This window comes from Yokenella regensburgei, from assembly GCF_003634235.1.
GTDB classification, from domain to species: Bacteria; Pseudomonadota; Gammaproteobacteria; order Enterobacterales; family Enterobacteriaceae; genus Yokenella; species Yokenella regensburgei.
Window position 1 is genome coordinate 1,227,089 of the sequence record NZ_RBIZ01000003.1, and the last position, 13,561, is coordinate 1,240,649.

At 54.0% G+C, this 13,561-nt stretch carries 14 protein-coding genes; 6 read left to right on the forward strand and 8 right to left on the reverse strand.

The features are described from left to right. The first annotated feature begins 69 nt into the window (after window positions 1-69). Window positions 70-1,365 (forward strand): voltage-gated ClC-type chloride channel ClcB, encoded by a 1,296-nt coding sequence (gene clcB / locus C7387_RS06150; protein WP_006819966.1) that lies wholly within the window; start codon window positions 70-72, stop codon window positions 1,363-1,365. Here the strand turns inward: clcB and bioD are convergent. The 3 genes from bioD to C7387_RS06165 form a co-directional block, all read right to left on the reverse strand. After that, the gene (gene bioD, locus C7387_RS06155) at window positions 1,318-2,013 is read right to left on the reverse strand and encodes a dethiobiotin synthase (RefSeq protein WP_120816303.1); all 696 of its coding nucleotides are present in this window, start codon (window positions 2,011-2,013) and stop codon (window positions 1,318-1,320) included. The two genes, clcB and bioD, sit on opposite strands and share 48 nt — an antisense overlap. Before the next feature lie 184 nt (window positions 2,014-2,197). Next, the gene (gene mlc, locus C7387_RS06160; RefSeq protein WP_038257598.1) at window positions 2,198-3,418 is read right to left on the reverse strand and encodes a sugar metabolism global transcriptional regulator Mlc; all 1,221 of its coding nucleotides are present in this window, start codon (window positions 3,416-3,418) and stop codon (window positions 2,198-2,200) included. 131 nt (window positions 3,419-3,549) lie between these two features. Further along, window positions 3,550-4,446 (reverse strand): LysR family transcriptional regulator, encoded by an 897-nt coding sequence (locus C7387_RS06165; protein ID WP_006819963.1) that lies wholly within the window; start codon window positions 4,444-4,446, stop codon window positions 3,550-3,552. A 114-nt stretch (window positions 4,447-4,560) separates the two neighbouring features. Here C7387_RS06165 and C7387_RS06170 point away from each other — a divergent pair, with 114 nt between their 5' ends. Beyond that, window positions 4,561-5,823: an MFS transporter gene (locus C7387_RS06170; protein ID WP_006819962.1), complete on the forward strand. Its 1,263-nt coding sequence runs from the start codon at window positions 4,561-4,563 to the stop codon at window positions 5,821-5,823. Here C7387_RS06170 and C7387_RS06175 read toward each other — a convergent pair. Both C7387_RS06175 and C7387_RS06180 read right to left on the reverse strand, forming a co-directional pair. Next, complete coding sequence (locus tag C7387_RS06175; RefSeq protein ID WP_006819961.1) at window positions 5,816-7,690, reverse strand: potassium transporter Kup; 1,875 nt, start codon at window positions 7,688-7,690, stop codon at window positions 5,816-5,818. The two genes, C7387_RS06170 and C7387_RS06175, sit on opposite strands and share 8 nt — an antisense overlap. Window positions 7,691-7,705: 15 nt before the next feature. Further along, window positions 7,706-8,215, reverse strand: a complete 510-nt coding sequence (locus C7387_RS06180; RefSeq protein ID WP_006819960.1) for a DUF1003 domain-containing protein — start codon at window positions 8,213-8,215, stop codon at window positions 7,706-7,708. A gap of 232 nt (window positions 8,216-8,447) precedes the next feature. Here C7387_RS06180 and C7387_RS06185 point away from each other — a divergent pair, with 232 nt between their 5' ends. From C7387_RS06185 to C7387_RS06200, 4 genes are all read left to right on the forward strand, one after another. Beyond that, a complete protein-coding gene (locus C7387_RS06185) occupies window positions 8,448-8,711 on the forward strand; it encodes a signal transduction protein PmrD (protein ID WP_006819959.1) in 264 nt (87 codons plus the stop codon). A gap of 212 nt (window positions 8,712-8,923) precedes the next feature. Next, window positions 8,924-9,472, forward strand: coding sequence for an acid resistance repetitive basic protein Asr (asr, locus tag C7387_RS06190; RefSeq protein WP_038257600.1), 549 nt, complete (start codon window positions 8,924-8,926; stop codon window positions 9,470-9,472). Window positions 9,473-9,546: 74 nt separating this feature from the next. After that, window positions 9,547-9,630 (forward strand): small membrane protein YdgU, encoded by an 84-nt coding sequence (ydgU, locus tag C7387_RS23430; protein ID WP_455685177.1) that lies wholly within the window; start codon window positions 9,547-9,549, stop codon window positions 9,628-9,630. Between the two features lie 101 nt (window positions 9,631-9,731). Next, complete coding sequence (locus C7387_RS06200; protein ID WP_038257570.1) at window positions 9,732-10,553, forward strand: trypsin-like serine peptidase; 822 nt, start codon at window positions 9,732-9,734, stop codon at window positions 10,551-10,553. 1 nt (window position 10,554) lies between these two features. Here C7387_RS06200 and C7387_RS06205 read toward each other — a convergent pair whose 3' ends face one another. From C7387_RS06205 to mdtJ, 3 genes are all read right to left on the reverse strand, one after another. After that, window positions 10,555-12,717, reverse strand: coding sequence for a bifunctional diguanylate cyclase/phosphodiesterase (locus tag C7387_RS06205; RefSeq protein WP_038257572.1), 2,163 nt, complete (start codon window positions 12,715-12,717; stop codon window positions 10,555-10,557). Window positions 12,718-12,821: 104 nt separating this feature from the next. Beyond that, window positions 12,822-13,151: a multidrug/spermidine efflux SMR transporter subunit MdtI gene (gene mdtI / locus C7387_RS06210; protein WP_006819954.1), complete on the reverse strand. Its 330-nt coding sequence runs from the start codon at window positions 13,149-13,151 to the stop codon at window positions 12,822-12,824. Beyond that, window positions 13,138-13,506, reverse strand: coding sequence for a multidrug/spermidine efflux SMR transporter subunit MdtJ (gene mdtJ, locus C7387_RS06215; RefSeq protein WP_038257574.1), 369 nt, complete (start codon window positions 13,504-13,506; stop codon window positions 13,138-13,140). Before mdtJ ends, mdtI begins: the two co-directional genes overlap by 14 nt. Window positions 13,507-13,561 lie beyond the last annotated feature (55 nt).

The following is a 13,561-nucleotide window of genomic DNA, read 5'->3' on the forward strand; positions in this document are numbered from 1 at the left end:
CCATCGGATTTTGCCTCAACACCATTTTCGTCGCACAATACGGTATCACCCTGAAAATCCCGGTAAATCATGCAACGACTCCCTGCCTGGCCAGACCTTCATGCGATGTTCCGCCGTCTGCTGATTGCCATGCTGATTGGTATTCTCGCGGCGCTGGCGGTATCACTGTTTCGTCACGCGATGCTACTGCTGGAGTGGTTGTTCCTCAGTAACAACAGCGGAAGCCTGGTGAATGCGGCAAACTCGCTGGTCTGGTGGCGTCGACTTCTGACACCTGCGCTAGGAGGGCTTGCCGCGGGCGCCCTGCTCTGGGGCTGGCAGCGCCATACCCGGCAGCGCCCTCATGCGCCAACCGACTACATGGAAGCGCTGGAAACCGGCGATGGCAAGTTCGATTACGGTGCCAGCCTGGTTAAATCATTAGCCTCGCTTCTGGTCGTGGTCAGCGGCAGCGCCATTGGCCGGGAAGGCGCAATGGTGCTGCTCGCCGCGCTGGCCGCATCGTGGTTCGCTCAGCGCTTTACCCCTAAATCGGAGTGGAAGCTGTGGGTCGCCTGCGGGGCCGCTGCCGGGATGGCCAGCGCTTATCATGCCCCCCTTGCCGGAAGCCTGTTCATCGCCGAAATTCTGTTTGGCACATTGATGCTGGCTTCGCTCGGCCCGGTGGTGGTCGCCGCCGTCGTGGCGCTGCTCAGTACGCAACTGCTGAACGGGGATGCCGCGCTGCTCTATAAGGTGGACGCCATTGCCCACGTCACCCCTGCCGAATATGGACTCATCATCGCCACTGGCCTGCTCGCCGGGCTGTGCGGCCCGCTGTTTATCTGGCTTTTCGGCGTCGTTCACCAGCAGTTTGTCCGTTTACATCTGTCACCGCCGTGGCAACTGGCGCTTGGCGGGCTGATCGTTGGCCTGCTGTCGTTGTTGACGCCAGCGGTCTGGGGAAACGGATACAGTACGGTGCAGGGTTATCTGCTTGCACCGCCGGTGCTTAGCGTTATTGCCGGCGTGTTTATCTGCAAACTGCTCGCCGTGCTGGTCAGCAGCGGCTCCGGCGCGCCGGGCGGTGTGTTCACACCGACGCTGTTCGTTGGCCTTGCCGTCGGGATGTTGTTTGCAAATCTGTGTGGCTTGTTGATGCCGGAAAATACGCAGATGGTCGTGTTGATGGGGCTTACCGGAATGGCGACGCTGCTGGCAGCAACCACGCATGCGCCGATTATGTCGACGCTGATGATCTGTGAAATGACCGGGCAGTATACGTTACTGCCCGGATTATTAATGGCGTGCGTGGTGGCGTCGGTACTCTCGCGAACCCTACGCAAAGACTCTATCTACCGCCAGCACACTGCCGAGGATAGATAAATCAACGTAATGTGCCAGATCACGCTGTTCAGCGCGCGGCAGGTACGGCAGTTCGCCAATCAGCGGGGCCGGCAGTTTCTTGCTCAGCACCTCGATGATTTCGGCGTAATGCGCCAGACCCGGGTTGATGCGATTAGCGACCCAGCCGATGAGTGGCAGACCATCGCTGGCAATGGCCTGAGCCGTCAGCAGCGCATGATTGATACACCCTTCCTGAATGCCCACCACCATCACAACAGGCAGCTGCTCCTGCACCACCCATTCAGAAAGCGGACGCAGATCGTTCATCAGGCTGCGCCAGCCGCCGGTACCCTCAACCACAACATGTTCAACCTGGCCACTCAGCTGCGAAAGGCCGTTCGACAGCAGCGAATAGTTAACAGGGCAACTGTGCGCCACGCTGCTCTCATCTTCGCTGAGCGCCAGCGGGTTTACGGCCTCGTAGGGTAATTCCGGCGTTGAGACGCTCTGGAGCACCAGCGTGTCCCGATTGCGTAGACCATCAGGCGTCTCTTTACAGCCCTTGGCAACCGGCTTGTATCCTGCCACGCTTTTACCGCTGGCCGCCAACGCCTGCAGTAGCGCGCGGGAAACCACCGTTTTCCCGACAGAAGTATCAGTACCCGTTACAAAGAAACGCTTAAGCATTACTTACTCCACAGCTATGCTGGTGAAATTGAAGACACCCATTCCCGTCAACCCATTCATTAATTGGGCTTTCACGTGAGTCGTCTATAACCAAAGGAAATAATTAAGAAGAGTGAAAGTCTACGCGATGGGCGTTATGCACAGCTTGAGATAGCGCAATTTTTTTGTCGACAATCAGAATTTGTTAACCCTGTAACAGTCGTATCAACAAAGATCCATTATACAGCGCATCTTTTACCAGCGCGGCGCCCGCCATGGTTCCCCGATTGGAGAACTGGGTGCTTTCAACCGAAATATGACGGCTGTATGCAGGCAAAGACTGGCGGTGAATGCAGTCGCTAATGGCCGGGAACAGGATGTCGGCGGCCTGATTGAACGGCGAGCCAATCAGTATTTTTTGCGGGTTGAATAAATTGACCATAATCGCGAGGATGCGGCCCACGTTGGTGCCGATACCGCTGATAATATCTTTCGCCAGCAGATCCCCCTGCAGCGCCGCCTGACAGAGCGACTCCACGCTTAACGGTTTCTGGTGCAACAACGAGCTCATCGATTGCCCCATTCTTACCTGCGCCAGCTCAAGCACGCTTTCAACGCTGGCAATGGTCTCAAGGCATCCATGATTACCGCAGTAGCAACGCTTACCGTAAGGATCGACCTGAGTGTGGCCAATCTCCACCAGGCTGCTGCTGCCCGCATGCAGCAGACGACCGTCAGTAATAACCCCTGCGCCAACGTTATGGTCAATAACCACCTGAATCACGTCGCGCGCCCCGCGGGAAGCGCCAAACAGCGATTCCGCCATGGTCCAGGCGCTGATGTCATGCTGAATGTATACCGGTACGCCGGTGTGGGACTCCAGCGCTTCGCCAAGCGGCATTTCTTTAACGTCGTCATAGAACGGCATGCGATGAATGATGCCGTGCTCGGTATCAATAATCCCCGGCAGGGTGATGGCAATGGCGGTCAGACGTTCCAGCTGCTTCTGGTGGCGGATAAAAAACTGGTCAATATGCGTGATGATGCGGTTGAGGAAAGGCTGGGTATCCTGCTCGGGCAACGGGAGTTGTTCTTCAACGACCACTTTGCTGCTGAGATCGCGCAACGCGAGATGGATCTCCCCCCGGTTGATGCGCAACGAAAGATAATGCCAGGCTTCGGTTTCCACCATCAGCCCTACCGCCGGGCGGCCACGGCTGCCGGGCTCCTGGATTTCCGTCTCCTGCACCAGGTGCGCTTCCAGCATCTCGCGAACAATTTTGGTGATACTGGCGGGTGCCAGTTGCGCAAATCGGGAGAGGTCAATGCGTGATATCGGCCCGAGCTGATCGATCAGGCGGTATACCGCCCCGGCGTTAGTCTGCTTTATCTGATCAATATGCCCTGGCTGACTGTCGGCTACCACCACTGAACTCCCTTTATTTTCGCGCTTCGAAATAAACTTATGTCTATGGTGAAACACTTCAATACCACCCGTCAAATATTTACTTAGCCTTGTGATTTACCGCACATTTTTACCCCTTTTGTTGGCGTTTTTTAGTGCGTTGCGGCGGTAATTAACTGTTCCCGGAAACGCAAGGCAGACTGACTCGGCTCATGGTGCTTCGACCATACCAGCCACATTTCTGATAACGCCTGCTTTTCTTTTATGGGTAGCCAGCACATTTCCTGCAGCTGAACTCGCTTAAATGACGCCGGCAGAATCGATACGCCAAGGCCAGCCGCCACCAGGCCGATAATGGTCATCGCTTCCCCCACCTCCTGAGTGATAGTTGGCGTCAGATTGAATTCACGCATCAGTCCGAGAATATCGTCGTACAGCCCGGTGCCGACATGTGGATCAAAAAAGACGAACGGCTCCTGGGCCAGAGCGTGCAAACTCACGCTCTCCTGCTGCGCCAGCGGATGGCTGCGCGGCACCATTGCCATCAGCGGTTCACGGCGAATAACCTGCCAGGTCAGGTTGTCCGGGAGCTGGGTATTACGCATTAAGCCTAAGTCGAGAGTACCTTCGCTGAGCGGCGTGATTTGCTCGCGAGTGTTCATTTCACGGGTCTGTAGATGGACATCCGGGTACTGGTGACGAAACCGCGATAACGTGGAGGAAACGGCCTCGATAAACGGTGCTGATGAGGTAAACCCGATACGCAGCTCACCCGTTTCGCCATGATGAAGCCGGGACGCACGGGCGGAAGCCTCTTCCACCATACCGAGAATTTGTCGACTGTCGGCCAGAAACTGCCTCCCGGCCGCCGTAAGGCTAACGCTGCGGTTGGTGCGCGCCAGCAGGCGGGCATCAATTTGCTGCTCGAGGATCTGAATTTGCTGGCTCAGCGGGGGTTGAGAGATGTTGAGCCTGGCAGCGGCGCGGCCAAAGTGAAGTTCCTCAGCAACGGCAATGAAATAGCGTAGATGACGCAGCTCGATATTCATATTTAAAACGTATCATTTGAGATTATTAATATATTAGACAGAATATTTACAATTTCATACTCTTTGAGTGTGACCTGAGTCGCATTATCTACACCCTATTAGCAAGGATCTCTCGTGAGCCGTACAACGACCGTTGACACCGCCCCGACTGGCGTCGTCATCGAAAAACCTGCACTTCAGTCGAATGAATTTATCCGTCGCGGCACCCCCGCGTTTATCCGCGTGACGCTCGCGTTGTTTTCTGCAGGCCTTGCCACCTTTGCCCTGCTGTATTGCGTGCAGCCCATCCTGCCCGTGCTGTCGCAGGAATTCGGTGTTTCACCGGCAGGCAGCAGTATTTCTCTGTCGATTTCTACCGGGATGCTGGCCGTTGGTCTGCTGTTTACCGGCCCGCTTTCTGACGCGATTGGCCGCAAGCAGGTGATGGTCACCGCCCTGCTGCTGGCCTCCTGCTGCACCCTGCTCTCGACAATGATGACCAGCTGGCAAGGGATCCTCATTATGCGTGGCCTGATCGGCCTGTCGCTGAGCGGCGTTGCGGCGGTCGGCATGACCTATCTGAGTGAAGAAATTCACCCGAGCTTTGTGGCATTCTCGATGGGGCTGTACATCAGCGGCAACTCGATAGGTGGGATGAGCGGACGTCTGCTTACCGGGGTGTTTACCGATTTCCTTGGCTGGCGCATTGCCATCGCGGTTATCGGTTGTTTTGCCCTGGCGGCCGCGCTGATGTTCTGGAAGATCCTACCGGATTCGCGCCACTTCCGTCCGACGTCCCTGCGCCCCAAAACCCTTTTCATTAACTTCCGTCTGCACTGGCGCGATCGCGGGCTTCCGCTGCTGTTCCTTGAAGGATTCCTGTTGATGGGGTCGTTTGTTACCCTGTTCAACTACATCGGCTACCGCCTGATGCTCTCGCCGTGGTCCCTGAGCCAGGCCGTGGTCGGCCTGCTGTCGGTTGCCTATCTCACGGGCACCTGGAGTTCGCCAAAAGCGGGCGCCATGACCACCCGCTATGGCCGTGGCCCGGTGATGCTGTTCGCTATTGCCGTAATGCTGTTCGGTCTGCTGATGACCCTGTTTGCTTCCCTGTGGCTGATTTTTGCCGGGATGCTGCTGTTCTCCGCCGGGTTCTTCGCCGCACACTCGGTTGCCAGCAGCTGGATAGGCCCACGCGCCCGCCGCGCCCGCGGTCAGGCTTCCTCGTTATACCTGTTCAGCTATTACCTTGGCTCCAGTATCGCCGGTACGCTGGGCGGGGTGTTCTGGCATAACTACGGCTGGAACGGCGTGGGCGGTTTTATCGCCCTGATGCTGATTGCCGCCCTGCTGACCGGCTCGATGCTGCACAATCGTCTGCACGATACGGTTAAATAGCGACCCGTCGACCGATCTCCACCACCTGATCGCCCGGCAAACGATAATAGTTGGTGATATGGGTGCTGTTTCTCACCATAAAGGCATAGCAGTTGCGCTGCCACGAGGCCATCCCATCCCTTTCACGGGCGATGATGGTCTCGTGCCCCAGATACCAGGTAATTTCATCGGCAATAAACGGGGCTGGCGCACCGGAGACGCTCTGCAACAGCTGCGGAATATGCGGCTGCTCCATAAAGCCATAGCGCGCCACGCCCTGCCAGTATCCCGGCGCACGTTCGCAAAACACCAGCCTGTCGCTGGCCTTTACGTACGGGAAGTTCTGTATTTCGATGGTCAATGACACCACTTTCTGCTGTAGCGCACGGTTGCGCGCCACATGCCAGCGCATCACCGGTGGAACACCATTCTGCATACGGGTTAAAAACAGTGCGGTACCCTGCACCCGGGGGATCTGCATGTCGCTGAGTTTCTGGAAAAACTCATCAACACCGATCACTTTCTCGCTAATGGCGCGTGACGTCGCCTTCACTCCCCGGTTCCAGATAAGCATAATGGCGCAGATAATCGCCGCCAGGGTCAGCGGGATATACCCCCCCTCCATCACTTTCACCAGGTTGGCAATCAGGAAGCTGCTGTCAATGACCAGGAAACAGGCGGCGACCAGACCGCTGGCCAACAAGCTCCAGCCCCAGATCTGCCGCATGGCCATAAACAGCAGTCCGGAGGTCATCAGCATGGTCAGCGACACCGCAATGCCGTAAGCCGCAGCAAGATTCTCCGACGATTTGAACGTCACGGCGAGGCCTACCGTCACCACCATCAACAGCCAGTTAATGGTACCGATGTAAATCTGGCCATAGCTTTCCGCCGTGGTTTGTTTGATGCGCAGACGCGGGAGCCAGCCGAGCAGAATGGCCTGTCGGGTCATCGAAAATGCGCCTGTGATAATCGCCTGGCTGGCAATTATCGTGGCAAGGGTGGCAAGAATCACCAGCGGAATTTGCAGGAACGGCGGACACAGACGGAAGAAGATATTGCCCGTAATGTCAGCGCCGGAAAGTATTATCGCTGACTGCCCCGCATAGTTGAGTAATAACGCAGGAAACGCGAGAGCAAACCAGGCCAACCAGATAGGTTTTTTACCAAAATGCCCCATATCGGCGTATAGCGCCTCCGCACCGGTAACGCACAGGAACACGCCGCCCAGCACCAGGAAACTGCTGAAGCCGTTAGAGAATAAAAACGAAATTCCATAGGCCGGATTAATCGCCAACAGTACCGCCGGATGTTTGACGATGCCCGATATCCCCAGCACGGCAATGGCGATAAACCACAGAGTCATCACCGGGCCAAAGATTTTGCCTATTCTCGCGGTGCCGAAGGGCTGAATAGCAAATAAGGCCACCAGAATCACAACCGTCGCAGGCAAAATATAAGACTGAGCTTCCGGGACGATGATGTTAAGACCTTCAAGAGCCGAAAGAACGGAGATAGCGGGAGTAATGGCACCATCACCATATATCAGAGCGGCACCTGGCAACGCGGCAAACATCACCCACTTGCTGTGTTTCCCTTTATGCACCAGCAATGACATTAATGCCATAATGCCGCCTTCGCCATTATTGTCGATACGCATAGCGAAGATGGCGTATTTTACCGAAGTGACCAGGATTAGCGTCCAAAAAATAAGCGACAACAAGCCCAGAATAACCTCAGGTGTGGGATTATCCCCGGACAATAGTAATATTGTTTTCAGGGTATAAAGCGGGCTGGTGCCGATATCACCAAATACAACGCCCAGTGCTCCGCCTGCTAACATGAGCTTTCCCGACGTTCTGTGGCTTTCTACGCTGTTGCTGTCCATTTTTATCCCACGCGCTTAGTTGTTTGGCTTAACATCCTGAGTCTGATGTTGGGCAAGCTGCAGCGTTAATTTTTCAATACGTTCAGCCATTTGCCGCGTCAGATCCGTTAATTCCGTATTTTGCTGCAATAACTTGAATAATTGTTCTGACTGTCGCTCGGCGAGCTCCTGCCGTTGGCTCATAGCATCCGCCAGATCTTCCCGGTGCTGGGCATCGGCTAACGCATGCGCCCCGTCGCGCTCTGCCTGTCTGGTTTGCGCCAGTAAAATCAACGGTGCGGCATAGGCGGCCTGTAGACTGAAGGCCAGGTTAAGCAAGATAAAAGGATACGGGTCAAACTTAGTCCAGCCGACAATGTTAATCAGGATCCAGACCCCAACAATGATCGTCTGCGCGACCAGAAATGTGGGTGTGCCGAAAAATCGAGCGAACGCTTCTGCCTTCAGCGCAAACCATTCATCGCCAAAAGTATGCGAGTAACGAGATAATGGTCGATGAAACCGAAAAATATCTTTTTTATTCATATGGCACCCATCAGATAAAATTTCACTCCTGGAATAGAGAAGTACTTGTTCTGAATTAAGAATATAGCCAAATATGCAGCTCGCAGCCAGAGGTTGAAAATCAACCAGTTGTAAAAATATATTCTTCCGAAGCCGCCTGGTGGAGGTCACATTTCTATAAATGAAGCGTCGTTGTGAATCAAAATATCTGTTAGCCTTAATGCATCGACGTTGAATTTTAAGCAGGTTATCTATGGAGTGGCTGGTTATTGACGCCATTTTTCTGAGAACTACTGGCTGTTATGCCCTGATCCTCCAGTCCGCAAAATTAAAGATGTTGGCGGAAGTGACTTCTGTAATCCCTATCAAAACAGGCGACAGGCTTTATCCGGTTAAAGACGCCATTTATCTGCTCAACAGGAATGCCCAGCATAAAGTGAAGGCCGTCAGTGCAGGTGAATTCTCTGGCGCGCAATGGCTTTCCTTAAAAGCGCTGACACAAACTGTGACCGCATAACACCATCCTACGTCTGAGTATCCCCCTTCTTTCTCTCTCGATACCCCCGGTACACCGCGCCACGGCGCATGTACTGTGGTTTTTGTACATTGTACAAACGGTTACACGCCGAAACCAAACACTCACGGAAAGCGAGTAAACACAAGGATATAGTTATTTCAACGGCCCCGCAGTGGGGTTGAAATGAAGAAACCAATTTCGAGGGTATGAGAATGAAAAAAGTATTAGCTCTGGTTGTTGCCGCTGCTCTGGGTCTGTCTTCTGCTGCTGCGTTTGCAGCTGATGCTGCAAGCACCACGACTCCGGCTCCTGCTGCTGCCGCAACTCACGCAGCACCGGCGAAAGCCACTACTCATCACAAGAAACACAAGAAAGCAGCTGCTACCACTGAAGCCGCTAAACCAGCCGCTCAGAAGGCGCAGGCTGCTAAGAAACACCACAAAAAAGCCGCTTCCACCGAAGCCGCTAAACCAGTAGCTCAGAAGGCGCAGGCTGCTAAGAAACACAAAAAAGAAGCCGCTAAACCGGCAGCACAGAAAGCCCAGGCTGCTAAAAAGCACCACAAAACTGCCGCTAAACCAGTAGCGCAGAAAGCCCAGGCTGCTAAAAAGCACCACAAAACTGCTGCTAAACCAGTAGCACAGAAAGCTCAGGCTGCTAAAAAGCACCACAAAACTGCTAAACCAGTAGCTCAGAAAGCTCAGGCTGCTAAAAAACACCACAAAGCAGCAGCTAAACCGGCTGTGAAACCAGCTGCATAATAATTGCCTGGTAGTACAGACCTTATGATAAATCGGCGCTGGTTCAGCGCCGTTTTTTTCTGGAGAGAGCAATGATGTTGCGGCGCTATCGTTTTGAGCTCATCCTTATATTGCTAATCATCTGCGCGCTTATTGCCACGCGGTTCTTTTTCTACTGAGTGTAGCACGCTGATTTTACTCCCACTTTTCTACCGTCCCGTCTATAGTAGTGTCATTGGGTTTACATTTTATAATTCTAATTGCCCCATCAGAGTGTGATATGCATAAAACCGTAGCGCTATTTCTGGGTTCATTTTGTCTGTTTTCTGCCATCGCTCATGCAGACGACGCCAGCGATGACGGCCTTAGCGCCAGTGACCAAAAGACACTATTTTTCGGCCATGACGACCGTACTCGCGTCAGCAATCCAACAGATTCACCGTGGGACGCTATTGGTCAGCTGGAAACCGCCAGTGGCAATCTGTGTACCGCCACACTTATCTCCCCGCGTCTGGCATTAACCGCCGGGCACTGCCTGTTAACACCGCCAAATGCCAAACCGGATAAAGCGATAGCATTGCGCTTTGTGTCGAAAAAAGGCGTCTGGCGCTATGAAATTCACGGGATCGAAGGGCGTGTTGAGCCCTCTCTCGGTAAACGATTAAAAGCCGATGGCGATGGCTGGATAGTTCCGCCTTCTGCCGCGCCCTGGGATTTTGGTTTGATTATCCTGCGCTACGCCCCATCAGGGATTGAGCCATTGCCCATTTTTGAAGGTGATAAAGCCGCGCTGAATGACGCGCTGAAAGCCACGGGGCGTCAGGTTACCCAGTCGGGCTATCCGCTGGATCACCTTGACTCGCTGTACACCCATAACAACTGTCTGGTGACCGGCTGGGCGCAAACCTCGGTAATGTCGCACCAGTGCGATACTCTGCCCGGCGACAGTGGCTCCCCGCTGCTGCTGAAAACCGACAGTGGCTGGCAGGTTATCGGCGTACAAAGCTCAGCTCCTGCGGCGAAAGATCGCTGGCGGGCAGACAACCGGGCTATCTCTGTCACGGGATTTCGCGACAAACTCGAAGCGCTGGCGCAAGAATAACCTAGCACTGGCGCTGCTGTCGCAGTTGTAATAGCGAGTCAATTGGCATTGGCTCGCTAAAATAAAATCCTTGCAGCTGGTCACACCCCGCCAGACGCAACAATTTTACCTGCTTCTCATTTTCAACACCTTCGGCAATCACCGTCATCCCCAGCGCACTGGCGATGCGAATGGTACCGCTCACCAGCGCAGCGGCTTGTTCATCGTTATCCACCAGGCCCGCCAGCGATTTATCAATTTTGATAGAGTCGAAATTGAAACGACGCAGATAACCAATGCTGGAATAACCGGTACCAAAATCATCAAGCGCCACGGCGGTGCCCAGTGCTTTGAGATTGTAAATGGCCGTACGCGCCCGTTCCGGGCTTTCCAGCACGTAGGTTTCCGTCACTTCCAGCTGCAGGCGATGCGCCGGGAAGCGGCAGGTTTCCAGTACGTTTGCTACCTTCTCCTCAAACTCCGGGTCACGGAACTGCGCCGGAGAGATGTTGACTGACAGCTTCAAATCGTCCAGCGCCTGCAGGTCCTGACAGGCTCGTCGCAGCACAAACTGGCCCAGCGCATAGATAAGCCCCCCGGTCTCGGCAATGGTAATAAACTCGTCCGGGGTCAACGCACCTTGAGGGCGGCGCGGCCAGCGTACCAGCGCCTCAACGCCTATCATTACCTGGGTTCGTGCATCGACGATCGGCTGGTACCAGACGTCAAACTCATCATTTTCCAGCCCCTGACGAATATCATTTTCGATCATCAACTGATATTCACGTGCGCTGTTTAGCTCGGTGTCGTAGTGCGTAATACGCCCTTTTCCGGTAATTTTTGAGTGATACATCGCAATGTCTGCCCGGCGGAACAGTTCAGTACGGGAACACTCCTCCGCCGTACCGCTGGCAATACCGATGGAAGCGCCAATATGAATAGTTCTCTCGCCAATGCGAATCGGGTTGTTGAGAAACTCCAGTACACGTCCGGCGAAGGCAGATGCCTGCGCCAGTGAATGTTTCCCTTCAGTGGACATGGCAAACTCATCGCCGCCGAGGCGTGCCAGCATACCGCCAGGCGGCACAATGCTTTGCAGCGTATGGGCTATGTGTACGATAAGTTCATCACCCACATCGTGGCCGTAGATATCGTTAACGTCCTTAAAGCCATCAAGATCGATAAACACCGCCGTTTTGACACCGTTATCCGGCCGGCCTTTCACCGACTCAAGGCGCTCAATCAGCGCTCTGCGATTCGGTAAATGGCTGAGCCAGTCGGTGAGCGCTATTTCACGGGCAATTTTTTCGTTACTGGCAAGCTTAAACAGGCCGACGCTGCTGAAAAGAATAAAGGCAAGGATGATCGCCGCGGCCAGCAGAACAATCTGGCGAATTCCGCTCGACGCTGCTTTTGCCGCCTCCGCCCCCGGCAGACGCGGTTCCCAGTTCAGATACCCCACTACCGTACCGCCAGAGGTTTTCATCGGAACGCTGAACTTACTGGTTCGTTCTGCCGTGAGGTTAAGATTGGTAATCTGGAAAGTATTCCCCAGCTCACGCAAAATTTGCGGATTGAGGTGACGGGTGATGACCAGATAGCGGCGGGTGCTGTCATAAACCTGCAGGCGGCCCATCATCGGACGAATGAGCCCTATGCCAACAAAAGCAATTCCCTGCCGCGTTTTGGTGATCCCGGCGTAGATATTTTTCCCGGTTTTTAGTCCGTCACCATGCTGACGGATAATCGATTGCAGGCCGTCGCCAAAAAAATTGAGGTCCGTTTCATTGAACGGGCTACTGTGAAACGATCCCCACAGCACGTTGAAGCCCTGGTCGAGGACAAAGGTGCCGTCGTAGAGGTTATTGATCTTGAAACCCGCCCCCCAGGTGTTGAACAGCCACTCTTTATCGAGTTCCGGCGGGTACACTTTGTGGACCGCATCGTCCCAGATAGCGTTATCAATAACCAATGAAAGCACCCGATTAACCGAGGTCTGTACCGCGCCCTGCACGGAGAGCGCCGTACGATGTTCATCGATTTCATTCGCTTTGGTACTGATGAGGTGTAAAGAGAGGTACAACAACGCCACGACCGAGATAATAAGACCTATCCCGGCCATGAAAATCATGACGAACAGCGTTCGTGCGGTGGGAATATTACGCCAACTTAATGGATTGAACATTCACTACCCTCATGGTGGCAGATGCCGGGAGAGTTCCCAATCTTTTTGTTAAGCGTAATACAGAGGGTGAATTTCGCTGCCCGGAATTACGGGCAGCGATCACATCAGGCGAGTTTTATCATTACCATGCCGATAATCAGCAGGACCAGACCGGCCCAACCTTTATTATTGAGGCGCTGACCAAACAGCACCCAACCGGCAGCCAGGGTGGCGGCGATACCGAAACCGCCCCACAGTGCATATGCCACTGACAGGTCGATTCCTTTTACCGCCTGCGACAGCGAACTGAACGCTGCCAGTACGGCCAGTAATGAGAGAATGCCGTAGGTTTTACGACGAAAACCGTCGGAAAGTTTCAATAATACGTTGGCGGCGATTTCAAGAACGATCGCCAGAGCCAACCAGGCGCCGTGGACCCACTCAAACTGTTGCATGAGCTGGCTCCTTGGTCATCGACGCTTTTTTGGCTTTGCGGGTACCTGATTTAATCAGCACAATCCCCAGAACCAGCGTTGTCAGACCCGCCACTTTCATCGGTGTCAGCGCTTCGTCAAATAACAACACGCTGAACAAAGTAATTAACAGAATACCAATACCTTCCCACAGTGCATAGGCTACACCCAGGGCGATTTTTTTAACGGCAAATGCCAGGAAAATATAGGACGTGGCAATCATCGCCAGCATCAAAATATAGCCAGTGTTGCCACCGCTCACGCTTGCCCATTTCATCGACAAGGTACCGGTAATTTCTGCAACAATTGCTAAACCTAAAAGGATCCAGTAAAACATCATTCTTCTCCTGCTTGAGAATAAAAATCCATCGCGGTAAGCCAAAAATGGGGCG